Below are 21923 nucleotides of genomic sequence, written 5' to 3'. Positions count from 1 at the left end.
AACCGACAGCACATCCGGCTCCCGCTAGCCCGCGACGCCGCCCGCCGCGTCGCGGGCGGCCGCCAGTGCGTCCGCCGCCTTCCGTGTCTGCGGGTGCTCCGCGCCCAGCACCACCTCGAAGCCCTCGACCGCGAACTCGTACGTCTCCACCGCCGCCGCCCACTCGCCGCGGCGGAACCGGACCCGGGCCAGCGCTGCCAAGGCGTGCAGCAGGATCGGGTGGCCCGGTGGCAGCAGCGCCGAAGCCAGCGCTGCCCGCGCGTAGTGCTCCGCGTCCGCCAAGCGATCCGTCTCCGCCAGTGCGCGGGCCAGCAGCACCCGCGCCTCCCACGTCAGCCGGTCCTCCGGGCCCGGGTGGCGCAGCCGGGCCGTCACCACCGCCGACGCCTCCGCCGCCGCTTCCTCCGCGGCCCCGGCCAGCAGCAACCCGTACGCCAGCCACATCCGGGCCGCCTCCGGGTCGTCCGGGTCCGTGACCGGCAGTGCGCGCATCTGCTCGATCAGCGGGCCCGGGGCACCCAGCTCGGCCTGGATCGTCGCGCGCACGAACGCGGCCTCCTCCGGGGAGACCGCGCGCAACGTCTGCTCGGCCTCGTCGAACCTCGCCAGCTTCACCTGGGCGCGGGCGATGTCGACCGTGAACTCCGTGCCGCCCAGTGCCCGGAAGGCGTCGATCGCCTGGGCATACCTGCCCGCGTCGAACAGGGCGTTCGCGATCGCGTAGCCGCAGTGCACCACCGCGTCGTGGTCCGGTCCGCGCACGTATGCGTACGCCGCGCGGACCGACGCGAACAGCTCCAGCGCTTCGTCCACCCGCCCGGTCTGCGAACAGCGCGCGGCGATGAGGAACCACGACGCCAGCGTCGCGTGGTGGCGCGCCCCGAACACGCGGGTCTGGTCCGCCACCAGCGCCCGCAGCCAGGCCTCCGCACCCGGGTCGCGCAACTCCGCGAGCCGCTCGGCGATCTGGCCCCGCAGGTCGAGCGCCGTCAGGTCGTCCTGACGGCGACGACGCCGCAGCTTCGCGCTCAGCCAGGCGATCTCGCTCCGCAGCCGGTCGGCGCTCATTCCGCCAGGGCCGCCAGGAGCCGGTGCGCCTCCGCCCGCAGCTCGTCCGACGGATCACCCAGCCCCACCAGGCGGACCACTCCGTCGGCCCCTTCGCGCACGTGGGCCTCGACGTCGAGCGCCGGGTCGTCACGGCGGATCACCGCGATGCTCTCCACCAGCCCGAACACCAGGTCCGTCCGGATCGCGACCGCCGCGGGCGCCACGCCCGCAGCCGCCACCAGCCGGCCGTACGCCGCCTTCAGCTCCGCGCGCTCGGTGCGGAACCGGGCCAGGTTCGGCGAGCCGACCTCCGGCAGCAGGTACAACGCGCCCAGGTTGTGGCGGGCCCCGCCCAGCAGCCCGATGTCCGCGTACGCCAGCGCCCACAGCCGGACCGCCGCCGGGGCCGGGCCGTCCGCCAGGCGGGCCGCCAAGGCCAGCGACGGGCGGACCGTTTCGGCCAGCAACGCCGCGAGGATGTCTTCCTTCGCCGGGAAGTGGTAGTACAGCGACGCCTGGCGCAGACCCGCGCGTTCGGCTATCGCTCTCGTCGTCGTCGCCGCGTACCCGGCTCCGGTGAACAGTTCGCCCGCCGCGTCGAGCACCGCCTGGCGCGCGTCTGGCCGGTTGGCGGCCACTCCGCTCGCCCTCGGCCTGCCGACTCCCGACCCTTTGACCACGGATGTGATCTTGCCAGGTCACAGCGCGCAACACGCGCACGGAGGTGCGGTTACGCCCGGATGTCGGCATTGACGCGGTGTCGATCCCGTCGTTAACGGACCGGTAACACGGCGGAGATCATCACGTCGCGGCGGAAACCTAATTTCTGTCAGGCGATCGAAACAAGGAGCCCGCATGACGCCCCCCGACGAACTCGCCGCCTTCGGCTACCGCCAAGAGCTTCGCCGGTCGCTGGGCGGGTTCTCCGCCTTCGCCGCCGGTTTCTCCTTCGTCTCCATCCTCACCACCGTCTTCCAGCTCTTCGGCTTCGGCTACACCTTCGGCGGCCCGCTCTTCTTCTGGACGTGGCCGGTCGTCCTGGCCGGCCAGGTCCTCGTGGCCCTGGTCTTCGCCGAGCTCGCCGCCCGCTACCCGCTCGCCGGATCGGTGTACCAGTGGGCGAAACAGCTGACCCGGGGCTTCCTCGGCTGGCTCGCCGGCTGGATGATGCTGCTCGGCTGCGTCGTCGCCCTCGCCGCCGCGGCGATCGCCTTGCAGGTCGTGCTGCCGTCGGTGTGGGACGGCTTCCAGCTCGTCGGCGGCGACAGCTCGGTGACGTCGCCGACCGGCGCGGCCAACGCCGTGCTGCTCGGCACCCTGCTGCTCGTCTTCACCACCGCCGTCAACGCCGGCGGGGTCCGGCTGATGGCGCGGATCAACGACGTCGGCGTCGCGGCCGAGCTCCTCGGTGTCGTCGTCCTCATCGCCGGGCTCGCCCTGTTCGCCGTCCGCGGTCCCCAGGTCGTGCTGCACGACGCCCCCGGCACCAGCGCCGGGATCGGCGGCGTGCTCGCTTCGGCGCTCATGGCGGCGTACGTGCTCTACGGCTTCGACACCGCCGCGTCGGTCGCGGAGGAGACGAAGGACGCGCGCCGGGCGGCGCCGCGGGCGGTGCTGCGTGCCGTGCTCGTCTCCGGGATCGGCGGCCTCGCGGTGGTCGTCACCGCGCTGATGGCCGCGCCGAGCCTCACCGACGGGCAGCTCGCCGGCAAGGGCCTGCCGTACGTGATCACCGCCGTCTTCGGCGACACGCTCGGCCGGGTCTTCCTCGCCGACGTCGCGATCGCCGTCGTCGTCTGCACCCTGACGATCCAGACCGGGACGATCCGGCTGATCTACGCGATGGCCCGCGACGGCGCCCTGCCCGCCTCCGCCCGCCTGTCCGGAGTGAGCCCGCGCACCGGGACGCCGGTCGCACCCGCGCTGCTGTCCGGCGCGCTGGCCATCGGGCTGCTGCTGCTCAACGTCGGCAACCCGACGCTGTTCAGCACGATCACCGGGACGTCGGTGGTGGTCGTCTACCTGGCGTACCTGCTGGTCACCGGCCCGCTGCTGATCAAGCGGCTGCGCGGGGGCTTCCCCGCGGAGCCGGGCCGGTTCTCCCTCGGGCGCTGGGGCGTTGCGCTGAACGGGGCAGCCGTTCTGTACGGAATCGGCATGATCGTGAACATCGCCTGGCCGCGTGCGGAGATCTACGATCTCGCGGGTTCGGGCTCCCCCTGGATGCTCTTGTTCCCGATAGAGTTCGTTGGCGGCGCGCTGGTGATCGGCCGGCTCTGCTGGCTGCGGCTGCGCCCCGCTCCCGCCCTCGCACCCGCGATCTCGGAAAGGACGCCATGAGCACCACCGCGACGACCTACGGCGCCCGCGACCACGCCCGCGCCCAGGCCGGCACCGTCGTCGACACGATGCCGTCGATCCCGGCGAGCACCTGGCCGGCTCCGCCCCCCGGGGTCGCCCCCGAGGCGCTGACCTGGGCCGAGACCGTGGCCGGCGGCGGGTACACGCACAAGGTGCTGGCCCGGGGCACGCGGCTGCGGCTGACCGACGTCGACGGCGACGCCTGCGCCCACCTGCTGCTGTTCAACGCCGACCAGCCGTGGGAGCGGCTCAACGTCGCCGACACGGTCAAGGTGCAGTGGAACGCCTACCTCGGCGAGTCGGTGGCGCTGCTGTCGGACCAGGCGCGGGTGCTGGCCACCATCGTCGCGGATTCGAGCGGGAAGCACGACGCCCTCTGCGGGACGTCCACTGTGGACGGCAACACCGAGCGCTACGGCGACGGCGCCCCGGAAGGCCCCTCCCCCGCCGGGCTTCCGCTGTTCACCCTGGCGGCGGCCAAGAACGGCCTCGGGCCGCGTGACCTGCCGCCGAGCCTGTCGCTCTTCCAGGGCGTGCGGGTCCAGCCGGAAGGCGGGCTGGAGTTCACCGGCTCCGCGGGCCCGGGCAAGGCCGTCGACCTCCGGATCGAGATCCCCTCGATCGTCCTGATCGCCAACGTCGCCCACCCGGTCGACCCGCGCCCGGACTACACCGTGTCCAACCTGGAAGTCCTCGCCTGGCGCGACCGGCCGTCCACCCCGGACAGTCCGGAATGGACACACACGCCGGAAGCACAGCGCGCGTTCGAGAACACCGCCGACTACCTGACCGCCCGGGGGATCGCATGAGCACGGCCTACGAATCCCAGCTGGAAGTCAGCGTCGACGTGCCCGCGCGGGCGCCGTATTCGACGGTGCTGCAGCAGGGCCAGGAGCTGGCGATCATCGACCTCGGCGGCAACCAGGCCGTCGACTTCCTCTGCTACGACGCGAACGACACGGCCAAGCGCTACAGCGCGGCCGCGACGATCGCCGCGCAGGGCAACATCTTCCTGACCACCGGCAGTGTGCTGCGCACGCAGGAAGGCGCGCCGCTGCTGACCGTCGTCGCCGACACCTGCGGCCGCCACGACACGCTCGGCGGCGCGTGCAGCAAGGAGTCCAACAGCCTCCGCTACGGCCAGCACACCCGCCACCAGCACGCCTGCGTCGAGAACTTCCTCATCGAGGGCGCCAAGTGGGGCCTGGGCAAGCGCGACCTGGTCAGCAACGTCAACTGGTACATGAACGTGCCGGTCGAGGCGGACGGCACGCTCGGCATCGTCGACGGCATCTCCGCACCGGGCCTGGAGGTCCGGCTGCGCGCGGAGACCGACGTGCTGGTGCTCGTGTCGAACTGCCCGCAGATCAACAACCCCTGCAACGGCTTCGACCCGACGCCGGTGCGGATGGTCGTCATCTCCCCGGGAGTCGGCGCGTGAGGCTGCTGGTCGCCAACCGCGGCGAGATCGCGGTCCGGATCCTGCGCAGCGCCAGGGAACTGGGTCTCGAAACCGTCGCGGTGTACTCCGACGCCGACCGCCTCGCCCCGCACGTGCGGCTCGCCGACCGGGCCGTCCGGCTCGGCCCGGCGCCCGCGGCGGAAAGCTACCTGCGGGCCGGCGCGATCATCCAGGCCGCTCTCGACACCAGCTGCGACGCGATCCACCCCGGCTACGGCTTCCTCTCCGAGGACGCGGCGTTCGCGCGAGCCTGCGAAGACGCCAAGATCGCCTTCGCCGGGCCGGCCCCGGAGCACCTGGAAGTATTCGGCAGCAAGCACACCGCCCGTGAGGCGGCGATCGCGGCGGGCGTGCCGCTGCTGGCCGGCACCGGCCTGCTGTCCGATGTGAACGAAGCAATCGCGCACGCGGAAGAAATCGGTTACCCGGTGATGCTCAAGGCCACCGGTGGCGGGGGCGGGATCGGGATGCGTGCCTGCGCGTCGCCGGACGAGCTGCGCGCCGCCTGGGAAACCGTGCGCAGCGTCGCGGCCAAGAGCTTCGCCAGCTCCGGCGTCTTCCTCGAACGCCTGGTGACGCGCGCGCGGCACGTCGAGGTCCAGGTGTTCGGCGACGGCTTCGGCGAGGTCATGGCCCTGGGCACGCGCGACTGCTCGCTGCAGCGGCGCAACCAGAAGGTCGTCGAGGAGTGCCCGGCGCCGGACCTGCCCGAGGCCGTCCGCAAGGACCTGGTCGGCTCCGCCGTCGCGCTGTGCTCGTCGGTGCGGTACCGCTCCGCCGGCACGGTCGAGTACGTCTACGACCCCGAGCGCGGCGAAGCGGCGTTCCTCGAGGTCAACACGCGGCTGCAGGTCGAGCACCCGGTCACCGAGGCCGTCTACGGCGTCGACCTGGTCGCCTGGATGCTGCGGCTCGCCCAGGGCGACCGCGGGATGTTCCGCGCGATCCCGGTCGCGCGCGGGCACGCCGTCGAAGCGCGCGTGTACGCCGAAGACCCGGGCGCCGGGCACCGGCCGAGCGCGGGCCTCGTCACCCGCGTCACGCTGCCCGCCGAGACCCGCGTCGACACGTGGGTCGAGCCGGGCGCGACCGTCACCACGCACTACGACCCCATGCTGGCCAAGGTGATCTGCACCGGCACCGACCGCGCCGAGGCCTTGGCGAACCTCCGGGAAGCGCTCGCCGCGACCCGGATCGACGGCGTGCAGACCAACCTGGGGCAGCTGCGGGCCGCGGTGGCCGACGCGGCGTTCGCCGACGCGGCACACGACACGTCCACTTTGGACAAGGTCGAAGACGCGGAGCCGCGGATCGACGTCCTCCGCGGCGGCACGATGACGACCGTGCAGGACTGGCCGGGCCGCACCGGGTTCTGGGCCGTCGGGGTGCCGCCGTGCGGGCCGATGGACGACCGTTCGCTGCGGCTGGGCAACCTCGCGCTCGGCAACCCGGAGGGCGCACCCGGCCTGGAGTGCACTGTGGACGGCGTCGCGCTGCGGTTCTCGCACGCCACCGAGGTGTGCGTTGCCGGCGCGCCGGCGACCGTGCTCGTCGACGGCGCGGAGGTTCCGTTGTGGACACCCGTCGAGGTGCCCGCGGGCCGGATCCTCGACGTCCGGGCGTGCACGGCCGGGCTGCGCAGCTACGTCCTGGTGCGCGGCGGCGTCGACGTGCCGGAGTTCCTCGGCAGCGCGGCGACGTTCACGCTGGGGAAGTTCGGCGGGCACGGCGGCCGCGCGCTGGCCGCCGGGGACGTGCTGCGGCCCGGGCCCGCGCCGGCGGACCCGGTCGTGGGTCCGGTGCCCGCCGCCGACCGGCCGGAGTTCGCCACCCACTGGACGATCGGCGCCCTGGAAGGCCCGCACGCGGCCCCGGAGTTCTTCACCCCGGAAGACGTCGACACGTTCTACGCCACCGACTGGCAGGTGCACTTCAACTCGGCGCGCACCGGCGTCCGGCTGGTCGGGCCGCGGCCGCAGTGGGCGCGGCCGGACGGCGGCGAGGCGGGCCTGCACCCGTCGAACATCCACGACACGCCGTACGCGATCGGCGCCGTCGACTACACCGGCGACCTGCCGATCCTGCTCGGCCCGGACGGCCCCAGCCTCGGCGGGTTCGTCTGCCCGGCGACGGTCGCCACTGGCGAGCGGTGGAAACTCGGGCAGCTGCGGCCGGGCGACACCGTGCGGTTCGTGCCGATCGGCACCGACCACGCGGCGGCGCTGCGGGCGCGGCCGGCGTCGGCGGTCGAGCCGAGCCGGGCGGTGCGTGACGACGGCGGCGTCCTCGCGCGACTGTCTCCTTCGGACGAAGAGCCGTCGGTCACCTACCGTCGCAGCGGCGACGACAACCTGCTCGTCGAGTACGGCGAAATGAAGCTCGACCTCGCCCTGCGGATGCGGGTGCACGCGCTCGCGGAACGGCTCACCGCCGAAGGCGTGCCGGGGATCGTGGACCTGACGCCGGGAATCCGGTCGCTGCAGGTGCACGTCGACCCGGACGCGCTGCCGGTCGGCAAGGCGCTCGGGCTGGTGCGCGAGCTGGAGCGCGACCTGCCGCCGACGCACGACCTCGTCGTGCCGAGCCGCAGTGTCCGGCTACCGCTGTCGTGGGACGACCCGGCCACGCGCGAGGCGATCGAGCGGTACATGACCGGCGTCCGCGACGACGCGCCGTGGTGCCCGTGGAACATCGAGTTCATCCGGCGGGTCAACGGGCTGTCCAGTGTGGACGACGTGTACCGGACGGTGTTCGACGCGGAGTACCTCGTGCTCGGCCTCGGCGACGTCTACCTCGGCGCGCCGGTGGCGACGCCGCTGGACCCGCGTCACCGCCTGGTGACGACGAAGTACAACCCGGCGCGGACGTGGACGGCGGAGAACTCCGTCGGCATCGGCGGCGCCTACTTGTGCATCTACGGCATGGAGGGCCCGGGCGGCTACCAGTTCGTCGGGCGCACGGTCCAGGTGTGGAACAGCTGGCGCGGCGGCGAGCAGCCGTGGAACCTGCGGTTCTTCGACCGGATCTCCTGGTACCCGGTGTCCGCCGAGGAACTGTTGGACCTGCGGGCGCAGAGCGCGTCCGGGACGCTGGAGCTCGACACCACCGAGGGCACCTTCGCCCTGGCGGGCTACCAGAAGTTCCTGGCGGACAACGCCGAGAGCATCGCCGGGTTCCGGGCGACGCAGGCGGCCGCGTTCGAGGCGGAGCGGCAGGCGTGGGCGGCGGCGGGCGAGTTCGACCCGAAACCGGAGCCGGTCACCCGGCCGCCGGCCCGGGTCGAGGCCCCGCCGGGCGGGCACGTCGTGGAGGCGCCGTTCGCGGCGACGGTGTGGCGGGTCGACGTCACCGCGGGCGAGCGCGTCGAGAACGCGCAGTCGCTGGTGACGCTGGAAGCGATGAAGACCGAGGCGCGGATCCCCGCGCCGGCGAGCGGTGAGGTGGTCGAAGTGCTCGTGTCCCCCGGTGACCAGGTCGCGCCCGGAACGCCGCTGGTGGTGCTCGGATGAGCGTCGCCGAAGAGCGGGTGCGCGCCGCGTACCGGCGGATCGAGCGGGTGGACCGGCCGGAGATCTGGATCGATCTCCGGCCGGAAGCCGACGTCCTGGCCGAGGCCGCGGCGCTGGCGGACCGCGGGCTGCCGCTGTACGGGAAGCTCGTGGCGGTCAAGGGCAACATCGACGTCGCGGGCCTGCCGACGACGGCGGGCTGCCCGGACTACGCGTACAAGCCGGAGGCCGACGCGCCGGTCGTCGCGCGGCTGCGGGCGGCCGGGGCGCTGGTCCTGGGCACGACGAACCTGGACCAGTTCGCGACCGGCCTGGTCGGGACGCGCAGCCCGTACGGCGCGGTGCGGAACGCGGTCGACACGGCGTACGTGTCCGGCGGGTCCAGCTCGGGCTCGGCGGTGGCCGTTGCCTTGGGGATCGCGGATCTCGCTCTGGGGACGGACACCGCGGGGTCCGGCCGAGTGCCCGCGGCGTTCAACGGGATCGTCGGCCTCAAGCCCACCCCGGGTCTGCTGCCCACTGACGGAGTCGTCCCGGCGTGCGCGAGCATCGACTGCGTGACGCTGTTCGCGCGGACGGTCGAGGAAGCGACGTTCGCGCTGACCTGCCTCGCCGAGCCAGCTCAGGTCCACACGGGACGGTTCCGCCTCGGCGTGCCGGCCCCGGACCAGCTGGGTCCCCTGGCGCCGGGCTGGGCGGAGGCGTTCTCGGCCGCCGTCGACGATTACGCCACCGCGGGTGCCGAAGTGACCACTGTGGACATCTCGGCGTTCCTGGAAGCGGCGCAGCTGTTGTACGGCGGCGCGTTCGTCGCCGAGCGGTACACGGCGGTCGGGGAGTTCATCGACGCGCACCCGGACGCCGTCGACCCGGTCGTGCGCTCGATCATCGGCCCGGCCCGCGACATCCCCGCGCACCGGCTGTTCGCCGACCAGGCAACCCTGGCGGCCCTGCGCACGGAAGCGCTGGTGGCGCTGGCCGGCGTCGACGCACTCCTGCTCCCGACGACGACCGAGCACCCGACCCTGGCGGAGGTCGCGGCGGACCCGGTGGCGGTCAACGCGCGGCTGGGCCGGTTCACCAACGCGACGAACCTGTTCGGGCTGTCGGCTTTGGCGGTTCCGGCGGGGTCGGTGGCCGGACGCCCGTTCGGCGTGATGTTCCTGGGCGCGCCGCACGACGACCTGAAGCTGGCGGCCCTGGCCGGGCTGCGTCGTGAACGCATCCCGATCGTCGTGGTCGGCGCGCACTTGCGCGGCCAGCCGCTGAACCACGAGCTGACCTCCCGCGGCGGCCGGTTCGTGTCCGCGGTTTCGACGGCGGCCGCGTACCGGTTGTACGCCTTGGACACGGTGCCCCCGAAGCCCGGGCTGGTGCGGGTGGCGTCCGGCGGTGTGTCGGTGGCGGCGGAGGTCTGGGAGCTGCCGCCGCAGGGATTCGGCGAGTTCGTGGCCGGAATTCCGGCGCCCCTGGCGATCGGCAAGCTCGAACTGGCCGACGGCACGCGAGTGCCCGGCTTCCTCTGCGAGCCGGAGGCCACGGAAGGCGCGGAGGACATTTCGGCGAAGGGCGGCTGGCTGGCGCACCTCGGCGTCCGGTAAATGGGTTGCGGCGCCGGTCGACACTGAAGTGGTGAACACCCTGCCCGGAACCTGGGCGACGCGGCCCTGCCCGGTCCGGCCGCTGAACGACGGCTGCCTGGCCCCGATGCCCGGGCACTGGCTCGCGCTCACCGCGGAAGGCTTCGTCCGGATCACCGACGACGACCAGTGGCTCGTCGGGCCGGTCGAGCTGCCCGAAGAGACCTACGAGGACATCCGCGACATCCCCGACCGCCCCCGCCGCGGCCTGCACGCCTCGCGGGACGGGCGGTTCGCGGCGGTGGTCTCCGAGTACGGCCAGTTCGCCACGGTCGTCGACCTCGACGAGTGGGTCACGGTGCTCGACCTCGACCGGGACTGGAGCGACAACGAGCTCACCCGGTACCCGCTGGCCTTCCTCGGCGAGGGCGAGACGGCGAAGGTGGTCGCGGGCACCGACTGGAACCGCCTGGACGTGTTCGCCCTGCCCGGCGGGGAGCTGCTGACCGACCGGGAAACCGCGCCACCACGGCCCGAAGAGCCGGAATCCGAGCACTACCTCGACTACTTCCAGGGCGCACTCCACCCGAGCCCGTCCGAGCGGTGGCTCGTCATCGACGGCTGGGCCTGGCACCCCGTCGGCATCCCCCTGGCCGTCGACCTCACCGCCTGGCTGGCCGGCGACCGGCACGCGGCCGAACACGGACGCCACCTCGCCGACCGCGGCGACACCTGGAACACCCCGATCGCTTGGCTGGACGAGAACACCGTCGCGCTGCAGGACACCGACGGCGTCACGCTCTACGACGTCGCGACCGGCCGCCGAACCGGGATGTTCGCCGGGCCCGCCGGGCGGATGTGGGGGCACGGCGGCCTGCTCCACGTGGCCGCCGAAGCCGGGCTCGAGGTCTGGGACCCGGCCGAAGGGGCGCGGATCGGGTTCCTGCCCGGGTTCACGCCGATCGCCCACCGCGACGGCACCTTCGCCGAACTGCGTAACGATCAGCTGAGAACTTGGACAACTCCGCGGTAACAAGCCTCACCCGTGGGCACCTCACCGCCGATTCACCTGAGTGAACCCCCGGAGGCGGCCATGACCACGGCGACCACATCCCCGCAACAGACCCTCGTTCATTCGTACCTGTTCCTCCGGCGCGCCATCGGGCTCATCGGCCTCGCGCTGCCGTTCGTCCTCATCCTCGGCAAGCAGCTCGTCCAGGGCGGCGACGTCGCGGGCTCGCTCAGCAGCTACTACTACACCGACCTCCGCGACGTCCTGGTCGGCTCGATGTGCGCGGCCGGCGTGTTCCTCCTCGCCTACTACGGCCACGACTCGATCGACAACATCGCCAGCACGGTCGCCGGGCTCGGCGCGATCGGGCTGGCGCTGTTCCCGACGACCCCCGACCACGACGTGACAACCTGGGACCGGACGGCCGGCGTCCTGCACCTCGCGTTCGCGGCCGTGTTCTTCCTCTCCCTCGCCTACTTCTGCCTGCGGCTGTTCCCCCACGACGGCGAGCAGCCGGAGCGGTTCGGCACGCTCTACCGCGTCTGCGGGGGCGTGATCCTCGCCTGCCTGGTGCTCATCGCGTTCTCGAAGTACCTCGGGCTCACCCCGGACCTGCACCCGGCGCTGTGGCTGGAGGCCGTCGCCGTGGAGGCGTTCGGCGTCGCGTGGCTCGTGAAAGGACGGACGCTGGAGCCCCAGAGTGTGCCGTAGCCCACTCGACCGGGCCACACCACTGGTTACCGGTGGGTAACAAGGGCTATCGTGCGGCTGTGACAACCGGGGCTCCGCCCCGGGCCGGGGGCTCCGCCACCCGGACCCCCTTGAGTGAACGTCTACTTCATGGAGCATTCGTGGCCGCACCAGCAACGCCGCTCGCGCCGACCGCGCGAGGCGTGCGCAATGTCGCCTTCGTCGAGGGGGTCCGCACCCCCTTCGGCAAGGCCGGCGACAAGGGCATCTACGCCGGGACCCGGGCCGACGACCTCGTCGTCAACGCCATCCGCGAGCTGCTGCGGCGGCACCCCGAACTGCCGCCCGAGCGCGTCGACGAGGTGGCCATCGCCGCCACCACCCAGACCGGTGACCAGGGCCTGACCATCGGCCGCACCGCCGCGCTGCTGGCCGGGCTGCCCAAGTCCGTGCCCGGCTTCGCCATCGACCGCATGTGCGCCGGCGCCATGACGGCCGTCACCACCGCCGCGTCCGGCATCGGCTTCGGCGCCTACGACATCGCCATCGCCGGTGGTGTCGAGCACATGGGCCGGCACCCGATGGGCGAAGGCGTCGACCCGAACCCGCGGATCATCGCCGACAAGCTCGTCGACCCCACCGCGCTCGTCATGGGCCAGACCGCCGAGAACCTGCACGACCGCTTCCCGGCCATCACCAAGCAGCGCACCGACGCCTACGCCGCGCGCAGCCAGGAGAAGTACGCCGAAGCCGTCAAGACCGGCAAGATCGGCCCCGAGCTGGTTCCCGTCGCCACCCGGTCCGCCGAGCTCGGCTGGGGCCTGGCCACCGAGGACGAGCCGCCGCGGCCGGGCACCACCGTCGAGCAGCTGGCGAACCTCAAGACGCCGTTCCGGCCCTTCGGCCGGGTCACCGCGGGCAACGCCGCGGGCCTCAACGACGGCGCGACCGCGTCGATCCTCGCCGACGAGGAAACCGCCCGCGAGCTGGGCCTGCCGGTCGCCATGCGGCTGGTCGGCTACTCCTTCGCCGGCGTCGAGCCGGAGGTCATGGGCATCGGCCCGGTGCCCGCCACCGAGAAGCTGTTCAAGCGCACCGGCCTGTCCATCGACGACATCGGCCTGTTCGAGATCAACGAGGCCTTCGCCGTGCAGGTGCTCGCCTTCCTCGACCACTTCGGCATCGACGACGAAGACCCGCGCGTCAACCAGTGGGGCGGCGCCATCGCCTGCGGCCACCCGCTGGCGTCGTCCGGCGTCCGGCTCATGACGCAGCTGGCCCGCCAGTTCGCCGAGCGGCCCGACGTGCGGTACGGCATGACCACGATGTGCATCGGCATCGGCATGGGCGGCACCGTGATCTGGGAGAACCCGGCCTTCGAGGGGGCGAAGTAATGACTTTCACCGCTGAAGCAGCGAAGGCCGCGTTCCCGGACGAGGTCGTCACCCACGCGAAGACCCGCCTGATCAAGGTGCCTGGTCTCGCCAAGCAGGTCGCGCTGATCACGCTCGACAACGGCCACGACCACACCCGGCCGAACACCTTCGGCCCGCAGGGCCTGGTGTCGCTGAACACCGCGCTGGACGAGGCCTTCGCCGCCGAGCCGGCCGCGATCGCCGTCACCGGCAAGCCGTTCATCTTCGCCGTCGGCGCCGACCTGTCCGGTGTCGAGCAGGTCAGCGACCCGGCGCTGGCGCGCGAGATCGCCCAGACCGGGCACGACGTGTTCCGCCGCCTCACCGAATCGAAGATCCCGACGTTCGGCTTCGTCAACGGCGCGGTCATGGGCGGCGGCCTGGAGCTGGCGCTGTCCTGCCACTACCGGACGCTGTCGGAGAACACCGCCGCCATCGCCTTCCCCGAGGTCTTCCTCGGCCTGTTCCCGGGCTGGGGCGGCACGCAGCTGCTGCCGAACCTCATCGGCGCCGACGCCGCCGTCACGGTGATCATCGAGAACGCCCTGGCGCAGAACAAGATGCTGAACGTCAAGCAGGCGGCCGAGCTCGGCATCGTCGACGCGGTCTTCGGCTCGGCCGACTACCTCGAGCAGTCGCTGCTGTGGCTGGCCCGCGTCGTCAACGGCGAGATCACCCCGGAGCGCCGCGAGATCGACCGCGGTTCGGCCTGGGACGCGGCCATCGCCCGCGCCAAGTCCATTGTGGACGGCCGCACCCACGGCGCCTCGCCGGGTGCGACCAAGGCCGTCGAGCTGCTGGAGCTGGCCCGGGAGAACGACCTCGACCGCGGCTACGCGGCCGAGACCGACGGCCTCGCCGAGCTGCTCATGTCCGACGTCCTGCGCGCCGGGCTGTACTCGTTCAACCTGGTCAACAAGCGCGCCAAGCGCCCGGCCGGCGCGCCGGACAAGTCCCTGGCCCGCAAGGTCAACAAGGTCGGCATCGTCGGCGCCGGCCTGATGGCCAGCCAGCTCGCGCTGCTGTTCGTGCGCCGCCTGAAGGTGCCGGTCGTGCTGACCGACGTCGACCAGGAGCGCGTCGACAAGGGCGTCGGGTACGTCCACGCCGAGATCGACAAGCTCCTGGGCAAGAAGCGCCTCTCCCCGGACGCCGCGAACCGGCTCAAGGCCCTGGTCACCGGCTCGCTCGACAAGGCCGCGTTCTCCGACGCCGACTTCGTCATCGAAGCCGTCTTCGAGGAGCTGGGCGTCAAGCAGCAGGTGTTCGCCGAGCTGGAGCAGCACGTCAAGCCCGAGGCGATCCTGGCGACGAACACCTCGTCGCTGTCGATCACCGCGATGGCGTCGAAGCTGCAGCACCCCGAGCGCGTGGTCGGCTTCCACTTCTTCAACCCGGTGGCCGTGCTGCCGCTGCTGGAGATCGTCCGCGGCGAGCAGACCGACGACGCGTCCCTGGCGACGGCGTTCTCGGTCGGCAAGCAGCTGAAGAAGTCCAGCGTGCTGGTGAAGGACGCCTCGGCGTTCGTCGTCAACCGGCTCCTGCTGCGCTTCCTCGGCGAGGTGCTGGTCACCGTCGACGAGGGCACGCCGTTCGACGTCGCGGACAAGGCCCTCGAGCCGCTGGGCCTGCCGATGACGCCGCTGACGCTGATGCAGCTCGTCGGCCCGGCCATCGCGCTGCACGTCGGCGAGACGCTGCACGAGTCGTTCCCGGACCGGTTCACCGTGTCCGAGAACCTCGCGAAGTTCGTCAAGGCGGGCAAGAAGGGCGTCTGGATCTGGGACGCCCAGGGCAATCAGTCGGCGGACCCCGAGGTCGTCGAGCTGTGGACGCAGGGCGACAAGCCGTCCACTTCGGAGCAGGTGCGCGACCGCGCGCTGGCCGCGATCGCCGAAGAGATCCGGATCATGCTCGACGAGGGCGTGGTCGCCGAGGCGCAGGACATCGACCTGTGCCTGATCCTCGGCGCCGGCTGGCCGTTCTGGAACGGCGGCATCACGCCGTACCTGGACCGCTCCGGCGTGTCCGAGCGGGTGAACGGCAAGCCGTTCCTCGCCCCGGGCGTGGCTTCGGTCCCGACGCGCTAGTACTCGCCCGCACGCGGGCACTTCGGCGGCGGCGCAGTGAGTTTCAGCTGCGCCGCCGTCGTGTCGGAGTCGATCACCGACACGCGTTCGGTCCGGAAGCGGGCGTGCAGCTGGAGCGCCCAGGCCTTCAGGTCGGTGCCCGGGACGGCGAGCAGCGACACCGACGGCGGGTCGACGAACACCCGCCGGGCCTTCGGGTCTTCGCGGAAGGCCGGCAGCGCGGCCCGCATGTCCTCATCGGACAAAAAGGTCACCACGACCGCGGCGCACAGCGTGTGGCCGGCCAGCGGCGCCGGGTTCGTGTCGACCGGCAGTTCGGGTGGCCGGACGAGCGCGGCGATGAAGAACGCCAGCCCCACGCCCGCGGCCAGTGCCAGCGCGATCACCGGCGGCAGCGTCCGGGCCAGGGGCTTCTCCTCCACACCGAAGATCACAGCACAGTTGGCCGCCGGGACACCGCCCGTTCACCCCGGCGGCTTAGCGTCCCGCCGTGACCACCGATCGACGCCGCTTCCTCAAGGGTGCCGGCCTCGCGGCCGCCGCCGCGGGCGTGCCCCTCCCGGCCCCTGCTCTCCCCGATCTCGACCTGGGCCGGCTGTGCGGCCGCTACCAGTGGCTGGTGGGCGACCACCACACGCACAGCCAGTACTCCTACGACGCGATGTACCGGATCGACGACATCGCGCGCGGCGGCCGGGCGCACGGCGCGGACTGGATCGTCTTCACCGACCACGGCCACGCCGAGCACGAGAAGGTGTCGGTCGAGCCCACCGAAGCCGACTTCCGCGCCGCCCGGCGGAAGTACCCGGATCTGCTGCTGTGGCACGGCCTGGAGTGGAACGTCCCGGGCGCCGAGCACGCGACGGTCTTCTTCCAGGCCGGGGACCAGCAGGCCGCGAAGCTGCGCGAGTTCGAGCGGGCCTTCGACTGGCGGCTGACGAACTCGGAGGCGTCGAGCCCGGCGAACGAGGCCCTCGCGCTGCGGGCGTTGCGCTGGCTCTCCGACTCCGAACGCGCGCGGCGGATCCACGCCCCGGTCGTGCTGATCAACCACCCGCTGCGCAACGGCCGCGTCGCCCCGCACGAGCTGCGGGCCTACCGCGACGCCGCGCCGGGCATCGTCATCGGCATGGAAGGCGCGCCCGGCGCCCAGGCGGACGGCTTCCCGAAGCCGCTCGGCAACGGCGGCGCGCGCGGCGGCTACATCAACAGCCCCGGCCCGAACTCGTGGCCGGGCTACCCGGCCGAGGCGTACCGGACGCACGGCGGCTGGGACTGGGCGACGGCGAAGGTCGGCGGCCTGTGGGACTCGCTGCTCGCCGAGGGGAAGCCGTGGTGGATCACCACGAACTCCGACTCGCACTACAACCGCGGCGACACGCTGGTCCGCCCGGACGTGCCGGGCGACTGGTACGACACGCACGGGAAGTTCCCCGACCCGGTCGACGCGGGCACGCCGCAGCTGGCCGCACCCTACGCGGACTTCTACCCGGGTGAGTTCAGCCGCACGCACGTCGGCGTCACGCGGCGCAGCCTCGAAGGCGTCCTGGACGGCCTGCGTGCGGGCCGGATCTGGGGCTCGCACGGCGGCCTGGTCTCCGAGCTCGAGGTCGGCGCGTACAGCGGTGGCTCCGCGGCGACACTGGGCGGGCGCCTGCGGGTGCGGCGCGGCTCGGACGTCACGGTCGTCGTGCGCGCGCGACTGGCGTCGCGGCCGAACGGCGGCGGCTCGGTGCCGCGGCTGGCGCGCCTGGACGTCGTCGCGGGGCCGGTGACCGGCCCGGTCGCCGACCGCGACACGATGACCGCGCCGGGTACGCGGGTCGTCGAGTCGTTCGAGCCGCGCTGGGCGCCGGGGCGTCAGGTCGTGTTCCGGCACACCTTCCGGAACGTGCGCGAGCCGTTCTACTTCCGCGTCCGGGGCTCGAACGGCGACGCCGAGCCGACGCCGGACGTCGTCGGCCAAGCCAACCCGTTCGACGACCTGTGGCTGTACGCGAATCCGCTTTTTGCGGATATTTGTTGAAAAACCTTGCACCAGTGTCCATTGTATACGGTGTGAGAAAAATGCTCGTGTGGTCGATCATGACCGGGTTGCGCTTCCTGCTCCGGCTACCTTCGCCCGTGCTGCGCGTGATCGCCGGCCGTCCGGTGGTGGTGGACGGGCGGCAGCCGGTGGTTTCCGCCCGTGTGTTGATGCGGGTGTCCCGGTTGGCGCCGTTCGACGCGCCACACCAGAACGGCAGCCTGTCCCGGGCCCGGACGGAGCTGAACCTGGCGGGCGCGCTCGCCGGGGCCGGGATCTGCCCCGGCGTCCGGACCCGCGACGCGTCGTGGCCCGGCCCGGACGGGCCGTTGCCGCTGCGGCTGTACGAACCGGCCGGGGTGCCGGCGCCGAGCCCGGCGATCGTGTACTTCCACGGCGGCGGGTTCGTGCTCGGCAGCATCGACACGCACGAAGGCGCGTGCCGGCTGCTCGCCGAGGAAGCCGGCGTGCGGGTGGTGTCGATCGGCTACCGGCTCGCCCCGGAACACCCGTTCCCCGCGGCGGCGTCGGACGCGGTGGCGGCGTTCGCTTTCGTCCACGAGCACGCGGCGGACTTCGGCGTGGACCCGGCCCGCCTGGCGGTGGGCGGCGACAGCAGCGGCGGCAACCTGGCGGCGGTGGTCGCCCACGCGGCGGCCCGCGACGAGCTGCCGCGGCCGGCGTTCAGCCTCCTGCTCACGCCGGCGACGGACGCGCTCGGCTCGACTCTGTCGCACCGGCAGTTCGGCTCGGGCTTCCGCCTGGACCGGGACGAGTGGGCCTGGTACCGCGAGCAGTACGTGCGCGACCCGGCCCAGTACCAGGATCCCCGCGCGTCGGTTCTCTACGACGACAGTCTCGAGGGTCTCCCCCCGACGTACGTGGCCACGTGCGGCTTCGACCTCCTCCGCGACGAAGGCGAGGCCTACGCGGCCCGGCTCGAGTCCGCCGGAGTCCCGTTGGTCCACCGACGTCACGAAGGCCAGCTCCACGGCTTCGCGAACCGGGTGGGCGTGGACCCGGACGCCCGCGCGGCCATGCTGCACGCGGCCGGAGTCCTCCGCGCCGGCCTCGCCCTGGGCGCCGCGAGGCATCTCGCGTGACTGAGCGGGCATCACGCGTGACTGGCGGGGTCATACCCCGCTGATCACGCGTGATGCCTCTCCAGTCACGTGAGAAGCCTGTTGACGCTCGGTCAGAAGCCTGTTGACGCTCGGTCAGCGGACCGGGAGGTGGACCGTCACGCCGAGGCCGCCGCCCACGATCGGCTCGGCCGTCACCGTTCCGCCGTGGGCCGACACCGCGGCCCGGACGATCGACAGGCCCAGGCCCGCGCCGTGGCGGGCCGTGCGGGCCACGCCCGCACGACGGAACGGCTCGAACAGCTCCGGCACCGCCGCCGGGTCGACCAGGCCGCCCGACGACCGGACCCGCAGCGTCGACCACCGCGGCCCCGGCTGCGTCACGACCTCCAGCCAGCCGCCGTCGACGTTGTGGCGGACCGCGTTCTCCAGCAGGTTGCCCGCGATCCGCTCCAGCAGCGCCGGGTCGCCGAACGCCGGCGCCGGCGGCGTCGTGAACGACGCCTGGATGCCGCGTTGCGAAGCTTCGCGGTGCACCGCCCGCCACGCCCGGTCGACGACCACCGCCAGGTCCACCGGCTCGTGCACGCCGAGCCCGGCGCCGTCGGTGCGGGCCAGCAGCAGCAGGGAGTTGACCAGCTGCCCGGCCCGCTCGGTCGCGTCGCGGACCACGCCGGCCATCCGGCGCAGCTCGGCTTCGTCGGCGTCGTCGTCGGCGAGGGTGACGTCGAGTTCCGTGCGGATCACCGACAACGGCGTCCGCAGCTCGTGACTCGCGTTGGCGACGAAGTGGCGTTGCGCGTCGAAGGCGGCCTGGAGCCGGTCGAGCATGTCGTCGAACGTGCTCGCCAGCTCGGCCAGCTCGTCGCGGGAGCGGATCTCGCCGATCCGCTCCCCCAGCGACTCGACCGACAGCCGCCGCGCGGTGCCGGTGATCTCGCGCAGCGGGAGCAGCACGCGCGAGGTGAACGTCCAGGCGAGGATCGCCGCGGCCGCCACCACCAGCAGGAACGCGATCGAGCCGAACAGCAGCATCCGGTCGCGGGCGTGCACGCGCAGGTGCTCGGCGAGCGTCGAGGCGTCGACCTCGACGCCGTCGACGACCACCTTGCTGCCCGGCGGCATCTGCGGGACGGCGTCGAGCGAGTCCCGCACCAGCGTCCAGGCCAGCCAGAGCAGCAGCAGGCTGACGGCGGCGACCAGCACGGTCGCCAGCAGGGTGATCCGGGCGCGGAGGGTGCGCGTGCCCGGCAGGTTCACGCGCGCTGCGGTGTGCCGGGTTCCGGCACCCGGTACCCGGAGCCGACGACGGTCTCGATGATCCCCGGCTCGCCGAGCTTCTTGCGCAGCGTCATGACGGTGACCCGGACGGTCGTGGTGAACGGGTCGGCGTTCTCGTCCCAGACGCGCTCCAGCAGCTCCTCGCTGCTGACGACGGACCCGGCCGCCTGCAGCAGCACTTCGAGGACGCCGAACTCCTTGCGCGTCAGCTCGACGGGCCCGCTCGCGCGCCGGACGGTCCGCTTCGCCGGGTCGAGCTCGACGTCCCCGGCGGTGAGCAGCGGCGGCGCGGCCGGCGTGGCCCGGCGGCCCAGCGCCCGCACCCGCGCGACCAGCTCGGGGAAGGCGAACGGCTTGGCGAGGTAGTCGTCGGCGCCGAGCGACAGCCCGTCGACACGGTCTGACACCGAGCTGCTCGCGGTGAGCATCAGCACCCGGGTCAGCTCCCCGGACGCGACGATCTCCCGGCACAGCTCGTCGCCGGACATCCCGGGCAGGTCCCGGTCGAGCAGCACGACATCGTACCGCGTGACGGCGGCCTTCTCGTGCCCGTCGTCCCCGGTGAGCGCGACGTCCACCGCCATCCCCTCACGGCGCAGCCCGCGGGCGATCGCGTCGGCCAGGGGTTCTTCGTCCTCGACTACCAAAACTCGCACGAGCCCACAATCCCATATTTTCCTGAGAGCGCCCTTTAAGGACCCTGTGCCATCCAGCGCCCCAATGTGGCCTTGGTTGCGTTGAACGCACCCAAGGCGGCCTTCGGTGCGTTGAACGCACCGAAGGCCACATTGGGGCGCTACGGGCCGGGCGCCCACCGCAGCGCGAACCACAGCCGCATCCGGGTCTCGGGGTCCGCCAAGTCCACCCCCAATGCCTTCTCCACCTGGGCGATCCGGTGCCGGACGCTGTTGCGGTGCACGCCCAGCTCGGCCGCCGTCGGCTCCCAGCCGCCGTGGTGGGCCAGCCACGTCCGCAACGTCAGCACGAGCGACCGGTCCCCCGCGCGGTCCAGCGCCACCAACGGCTCCAGGGCCTGCGAAGCGAATCCCCGGGAGGCACCCGGGTCCAGCAACGCGTCGAAGTCGAGCGGCCCGCTCCCGGCCACGACCGGGCGGCCGAGCGCGAGCGCCCGCGAAAGCAGCAGCTCCACCTCCGCCCCAGCCGAAGCCGCCCCGGAAGCGGGCACCGGCGAACCCACCGCCGCCAGCCAGCCGTGTGCGCGCAGGTCCTCCAGCACCGGAAGCGGGACGGCCCCGGCCACGGCCACGAACCGCCCGGGTGACACCGAAACCAGCGGCGTGTCCAGCCGGGCCCGCAGCCAGTCCGGGCGCTGGGCCACCTCGTCCGGGCCACGCCGGTACGCCGCCCCGGCGACCAGCCGGACGACGTCCGCCCCCAGCAGGGCCCGGGCGACCTCCCCGGGCGACGTCCGGCCGAGCAGCAGGCCGGTGGCCGCCGCGCCCAGCTCGGCCGTGTCCGAGCCCGCGCGGCCGACCAGGCCGAGCAGGGCCGCGCCGACGGCGAGGATCGCGCGCTCGGCGCCGTCGAGCCGCCGGGCCCGGCCCACGACCACCAGGTGCGACGCCGTGGCCTGCGGGTACACCGGCTGGACGACGACGAACCCGCCGCCGGTCTCGGTCGTCGCGCTCCGGATCCCGCTGCCCGCCCGCACGGTCGCCATCAGCTCCCGCACCGCCGGCGGCAGCGGCGCGGGCGCGTCGTGCGCCGCGGCCAGCACGTCCCCGGCGCCGACCAGGGCGACCCAGGACCGCAGCACCGCCGCCAGCGCCGACGTCAGCTCGCCGAGCCCGCCACCCGCCGCGCGCGTCAGCGTCTCGCGGGCCGCCGTGATCCGCCGCTGGTCGCGCTGCCCGGCCTCGGTCAGCGCGACCGAGACGGCCCGGTTGACCGCCAGGAACGGCGTCCGCGACGGCACCACCAGCAGCGGCAGCCCGCGGCGCGCGCAGGCCCGGCGCAGGGACTCCGGCAGCGTCTCGTGCACCGACGGGGTGAGGCCGAAGCCCAGCGCCGTCACGCCGGCGTCCCGCAGCCCGCGCACGTACCGGTCGATCCGCTCCGGCAGGTTGACGCCCGCGGTGAGGATCAGCTCGCCGCCCAGCAGGTAGGGCGCCGGGTCCTCCAGCTCGCTGACGTGGGCCCAGCGCACGGGCAGGTCCAGCGCGCCCGGCCGCAGCGTCTCCGGGACGACTTCCAGGGCCAGCTCCCGGTTGCCGACCACGTCCCGTAACGGGACATTCACCTCGGTGGGCAACGACTCCGGGAATGTGGCCATTTCGTCCTCACTCAAGTCGACATAGGGACGAATCATCCCATGCCGGAGGAGTGGCGGGCGAACCTACGGTGA

Annotated in this window: 17 protein-coding genes; 11 read left to right on the top strand and 6 right to left on the bottom strand. The window is 73.0% G+C overall.

The genetic code is table 11. The features are described from left to right. Window positions 1–24: 24 nt before the first annotated feature. Both I4Q55_RS27470 and I4Q55_RS27465 read right to left on the bottom strand, forming a co-directional pair. Entirely contained in the window at window positions 25–1068 is a 1044-nt protein-coding gene (locus tag I4Q55_RS27470) for a tetratricopeptide repeat protein (RefSeq protein ID WP_206791616.1), read from the bottom strand. Then, a complete protein-coding gene (locus I4Q55_RS27465) occupies window positions 1065–1688 on the bottom strand; it encodes a helix-turn-helix domain-containing protein (RefSeq protein WP_307793318.1) in 624 nt (207 codons plus the stop codon). Before I4Q55_RS27465 ends, I4Q55_RS27470 begins: the two co-directional genes overlap by 4 nt. 217 nt (window positions 1689–1905) lie before the next feature. On the opposite strand from I4Q55_RS27465, the gene I4Q55_RS27460 reads away from it, so the two are divergent. The 9 genes from I4Q55_RS27460 (at window position 1906) to I4Q55_RS27420 (ending at window position 15169) form a co-directional block, all read left to right on the top strand. Further along, window positions 1906–3390 carry an amino acid permease gene (locus I4Q55_RS27460; RefSeq protein WP_206791612.1) on the top strand — a complete coding sequence of 495 codons (1485 nt, stop codon included), beginning with the start codon at window positions 1906–1908 and terminating at the stop codon, window positions 3388–3390. Beyond that, window positions 3387–4220 carry an urea amidolyase associated protein UAAP1 gene (locus I4Q55_RS27455; RefSeq protein ID WP_206791610.1) on the top strand — a complete coding sequence of 278 codons (834 nt, stop codon included), beginning with the start codon at window positions 3387–3389 and terminating at the stop codon, window positions 4218–4220. Before I4Q55_RS27460 ends, I4Q55_RS27455 begins: the two co-directional genes overlap by 4 nt. Next, window positions 4217–4852, top strand: coding sequence for an urea amidolyase associated protein UAAP2 (locus I4Q55_RS27450; RefSeq protein ID WP_206791608.1), 636 nt, complete (start codon window positions 4217–4219; stop codon window positions 4850–4852). Before I4Q55_RS27455 ends, I4Q55_RS27450 begins: the two co-directional genes overlap by 4 nt. Then, on the top strand, window positions 4849–8382 hold the full coding sequence (uca, locus tag I4Q55_RS27445; RefSeq protein ID WP_206791605.1) for an urea carboxylase: 3534 nt from the start codon (window positions 4849–4851) through the stop codon (window positions 8380–8382). Before I4Q55_RS27450 ends, uca begins: the two co-directional genes overlap by 4 nt. Beyond that, window positions 8379–9983 carry an allophanate hydrolase gene (locus I4Q55_RS27440; protein WP_206791603.1) on the top strand — a complete coding sequence of 535 codons (1605 nt, stop codon included), beginning with the start codon at window positions 8379–8381 and terminating at the stop codon, window positions 9981–9983. Before uca ends, I4Q55_RS27440 begins: the two co-directional genes overlap by 4 nt. Window positions 9984–10014: 31 nt before the next feature. Continuing rightward, window positions 10015–10995 carry a hypothetical protein gene (locus I4Q55_RS49405; RefSeq protein WP_307793317.1) on the top strand — a complete coding sequence of 327 codons (981 nt, stop codon included), beginning with the start codon at window positions 10015–10017 and terminating at the stop codon, window positions 10993–10995. Window positions 10996–11055: 60 nt separating this feature from the next. Further along, a complete protein-coding gene (locus tag I4Q55_RS27430) occupies window positions 11056–11685 on the top strand; it encodes a DUF998 domain-containing protein (RefSeq protein WP_206791602.1) in 630 nt (209 codons plus the stop codon). 182 nt (window positions 11686–11867) lie between these two features. Continuing rightward, window positions 11868–13058, top strand: coding sequence for a thiolase family protein (locus I4Q55_RS27425; RefSeq protein WP_206791641.1), 1191 nt, complete (start codon window positions 11868–11870; stop codon window positions 13056–13058). After that, window positions 13058–15169 carry a 3-hydroxyacyl-CoA dehydrogenase NAD-binding domain-containing protein gene (locus I4Q55_RS27420; protein WP_206791600.1) on the top strand — a complete coding sequence of 704 codons (2112 nt, stop codon included), beginning with the start codon at window positions 13058–13060 and terminating at the stop codon, window positions 15167–15169. Before I4Q55_RS27425 ends, I4Q55_RS27420 begins: the two co-directional genes overlap by 1 nt. Here the strand turns inward: I4Q55_RS27420 and I4Q55_RS27415 are convergent. Further along, on the bottom strand, window positions 15166–15591 hold the full coding sequence (locus tag I4Q55_RS27415; protein WP_307793316.1) for a hypothetical protein: 426 nt from the start codon (window positions 15589–15591) through the stop codon (window positions 15166–15168). The two genes, I4Q55_RS27420 and I4Q55_RS27415, sit on opposite strands and share 4 nt — an antisense overlap. A 68-nt stretch (window positions 15592–15659) precedes the next feature. Here I4Q55_RS27415 and I4Q55_RS27410 point away from each other — a divergent pair, with 68 nt between their 5' ends. Then, window positions 15660–17195: a PHP domain-containing protein gene (locus tag I4Q55_RS27410; protein WP_206791596.1), complete on the top strand. Its 1536-nt coding sequence runs from the start codon at window positions 15660–15662 to the stop codon at window positions 17193–17195. A 41-nt stretch (window positions 17196–17236) separates the two neighbouring features. Continuing rightward, a complete protein-coding gene (locus tag I4Q55_RS27405) occupies window positions 17237–18298 on the top strand; it encodes an alpha/beta hydrolase (protein ID WP_242546852.1) in 1062 nt (353 codons plus the stop codon). Window positions 18299–18412: 114 nt separating this feature from the next. On the opposite strand, the gene I4Q55_RS27400 is transcribed toward I4Q55_RS27405, so the two are convergent. From I4Q55_RS27400 to I4Q55_RS27390, 3 genes are all read right to left on the bottom strand, one after another. Next, window positions 18413–19537, bottom strand: a complete 1125-nt coding sequence (locus I4Q55_RS27400; RefSeq protein ID WP_206791594.1) for a cell wall metabolism sensor histidine kinase WalK — start codon at window positions 19535–19537, stop codon at window positions 18413–18415. Beyond that, a complete protein-coding gene (locus tag I4Q55_RS27395; RefSeq protein WP_043781112.1) occupies window positions 19534–20214 on the bottom strand; it encodes a response regulator transcription factor in 681 nt (226 codons plus the stop codon). The genes I4Q55_RS27400 and I4Q55_RS27395 overlap by 4 nt, the downstream gene beginning before the upstream one ends. A 140-nt stretch (window positions 20215–20354) precedes the next feature. Further along, entirely contained in the window at window positions 20355–21851 is a 1497-nt protein-coding gene (locus I4Q55_RS27390; protein WP_206791592.1) for a PucR family transcriptional regulator, read from the bottom strand. Window positions 21852–21923: the final 72 nt, after the last annotated feature.

It is taken from the genome of Amycolatopsis sp. MtRt-6, assembly GCF_017308975.1.
In the GTDB taxonomy this organism is placed as follows: Bacteria; Actinomycetota; Actinomycetes; order Mycobacteriales; family Pseudonocardiaceae; genus Amycolatopsis.
The sequence above is the reverse complement of the archived record's forward strand: the minus strand, read 5'-3'. Positions and strand labels throughout refer to the sequence as shown.

Coding starts and splice junctions, on each gene's coding strand:
- I4Q55_RS27470 (WP_206791616.1), bottom strand. CDS start 1,068: ATGAGCGCCGACCGGCTGCGGAGCGAGATCGCCTGGCTGAGCGCGAAG.
- I4Q55_RS27460 (WP_206791612.1), top strand. CDS start 1,906: ATGACGCCCCCCGACGAACTCGCCGCCTTCGGCTACCGCCAAGAGCTT.
- I4Q55_RS27455 (WP_206791610.1), top strand. CDS start 3,387: ATGAGCACCACCGCGACGACCTACGGCGCCCGCGACCACGCCCGCGCC.
- I4Q55_RS27450 (WP_206791608.1), top strand. CDS start 4,217: ATGAGCACGGCCTACGAATCCCAGCTGGAAGTCAGCGTCGACGTGCCC.
- I4Q55_RS27440 (WP_206791603.1), top strand. CDS start 8,379: ATGAGCGTCGCCGAAGAGCGGGTGCGCGCCGCGTACCGGCGGATCGAG.
- I4Q55_RS27430 (WP_206791602.1), top strand. CDS start 11,056: ATGACCACGGCGACCACATCCCCGCAACAGACCCTCGTTCATTCGTAC.
- I4Q55_RS27420 (WP_206791600.1), top strand. CDS start 13,058: ATGACTTTCACCGCTGAAGCAGCGAAGGCCGCGTTCCCGGACGAGGTC.
- I4Q55_RS27405 (WP_242546852.1), top strand. CDS start 17,237: ATGCTCGTGTGGTCGATCATGACCGGGTTGCGCTTCCTGCTCCGGCTA.
- I4Q55_RS27390 (WP_206791592.1), bottom strand. CDS start 21,851: ATGGCCACATTCCCGGAGTCGTTGCCCACCGAGGTGAATGTCCCGTTA.